The organism is Streptomyces alkaliphilus (assembly GCF_014141535.1).
GTDB classification, from domain to species: domain Bacteria; phylum Actinomycetota; class Actinomycetes; order Streptomycetales; family Streptomycetaceae; genus Streptomyces; species Streptomyces alkaliphilus.
In genome coordinates, this window is record NZ_VKHT01000858.1 from 1 (window position 1) to 2,170 (window position 2,170).

2 protein-coding genes and 1 pseudogene are annotated in these 2,170 nt (G+C 58.9%); 2 read left to right on the top strand and 1 reads right to left on the bottom strand.

Annotation, left to right across the window (positions count from 1 at the left end; genetic code table 11):
• Positions 1-386, top strand: a 386-nt coding sequence (locus FNQ90_RS20515; RefSeq protein WP_228471434.1) for a colicin D domain-containing protein, incomplete at its 5' end; no start/stop codon positions are given.
• Between the two features lie 21 nt (positions 387-407).
• Positions 408-1,223 (top strand): colicin immunity domain-containing protein, encoded by an 816-nt coding sequence (locus FNQ90_RS20520; protein ID WP_182607712.1) that lies wholly within the window; start codon positions 408-410, stop codon positions 1,221-1,223.
• Positions 1,224-1,569: 346 nt separating this feature from the next.
• On the opposite strand, the pseudogene FNQ90_RS20525 reads toward FNQ90_RS20520, so the two are convergent.
• Positions 1,570-2,170 (bottom strand): annotated as a pseudogene (locus FNQ90_RS20525) (hypothetical protein); the annotation flags it as partial.

Genomic DNA, 2,170 nt, shown 5'->3' on the forward strand with positions numbered 1-2,170 from the left:
CCTACCCCCACAACCCCACCACCTGGACCGACCCCCTCGGCCTCACTCCGTGTCCCATCAAAGAAGCCTGGGTTCGGAAAGCTGATTTTTCCAACCAGAAGACCGTAAGCAAGAAATTCAATGCACATGCCGAAGATTTCGGGATAAGTGGAAATTGGAATAACTCAAACAAGGCTCACTTCATTCAGGCCATGCAGCGCCACATGCTTTCACCTGACGTGAAGATATACCGCTTCGACTACCGGGGCCAGGGACCAGCCGTGGGGTTTGTCGACCCGGGTGGCAATCTCATGGTGATGTTGCGCTCCGACGGAAGATTTTGGTCCGGCTGGAGACTCGGCGAGGCACAGTTCACAGGAATTGTGCAGCGGGGCCGCCTGAACTAAGGATCGAATTGGAATCACAACATGCAAAACGCACTTGAAATCCTCCACAAGAGACCCTCAGGTCTCCTTGTTTTTGATTCCACCTGGGTTGATTCATTCCAAAAATTGGTTGCCCCATTCCCTTCCGGCGAAGACATCCTCAGGAGTCCATTGGTTAACTTCATTCAAGGAGTAAGTCTTCAGGGAGTTGCAACCTTGCCGCTTTGCGGATTTCCACCCCCACACCAAGCCTCCGAACCCGAATTCGTCATCGATGATGAAGGGAGATGGAAGGGGGCCCTACCGACCTTTATCGCATCACATTTCTCGGGCAGCGAATTCGAGGGAATCCTCGCTTACGCGGAGGAGCTCGGAGCGGCCCTTCTCTACACCCCTTTTGGCTACACCTTGGTGGCCGGCGACCATGACCTCATGCAAAGATTCTCACACGAGGGAATCGATGCACTGAAAGTGAAATTTTCTCGATACGCCAAAAAGGCAAAAGATAGGCACGGCTTCATTCGCGAGGTGACGGAATTTCTACCTCCCGGCCAGAGCTCCTGGAAGCACTCGAAGGAGGTGGCCCCCGGCTCCCACGTCTCCAACCAGTTGACCCTGATGCACAGCCTGACAAATGAGGAAATCACCCCGGAAGAATTTATTCGCGAATGGCTGAAAAGCAGAAGGGAGGCATTCAACTCGGGGGAAAGAGTGAGAGGCCCCCTGGAACATCTACTGAATGAGGTCTTCTATGCACTGGAAGATTACGAGCCGGATTCGAATCGTGAACCAACGACCCATTTCGGAAATAATGAACTGATCGAGAAGGTGAGAGAAATTCTTAACCTGATGGAATGAGGCGCTTCACGCGAAGACGAAAAACACCCGCAGGGATTTTGACTTAATTCGACACCGAAACTGCCTGGCGTTACGACCTGAGGCTTTCGTGAAGGTTTTTACGAAATTCGAACGACATCTGCTCTCTTGAATCGCCCCCCTCTTCATCTCTTCGCTTCAGGAAAAGTCCCCGAGTTTCATCTTCCGATCCGGTTACCCGATCACCGACCGCACGGAGGCCCCTGACACCCGAGAAGGCGGATCTCTCGGTCGGTAACCCCCGCATGGCCGTCGTGTCCTCGTCCCACCTTCGCGATGTCCGACGCTCCCGCCTCCGCGTCGAAGAGGACTCGGGTCGACTCGGGACCTACCCCCCGTCGTGGGTCGCGGCGTCGGTGCCGGTTGGTTCCGTGGTTTTCGTGCCGGTGCTCCCGTGCTCCCCGCCCGCCTCGATGGCGGTGTGGCCCCGCCGTCGAAGCTCATCGCGCTCGATGTCGGGGATCGCCATCGACTCGGCGAGCACGGCGGCCAGCGCGTCCACCCGGACGGCGTCGATGTCGGCGTGGAAGAGCCACCGGAGGTTCTCGTCGCGCGTGATGAGGTCGACCGTCAGGCGCCCGCTCTTGTCCTCCGCGGCCACCGAGCGGACGTAGCGCACCCGGTCGATCGGGATGTCCCGACGCAGCTCGCCCTGTTCGAGGAAGGCGGTCGCCCGGGCGGTGAGGATGCGGCGATCGGTGACGGCGACCAGGGCCCCGGCCGCCTTCCTGTCCCTCGCAGCCGCCAACTTCTCCCTCGCCCCGCTCAGGATCGTGGAGATCGGCCCGAGCGGATCGAGCTGATCGGGGAAACCGAGGACGCGCAGGCTCTCGCCGTCCTCCAGGAACCATCGCAGGACGCGAAGGTACGGTTCGGGGTCGAGCGACGGGGGTGCGCAGACGATGCCCGGGGCCTTCAGGGGAGGGGCG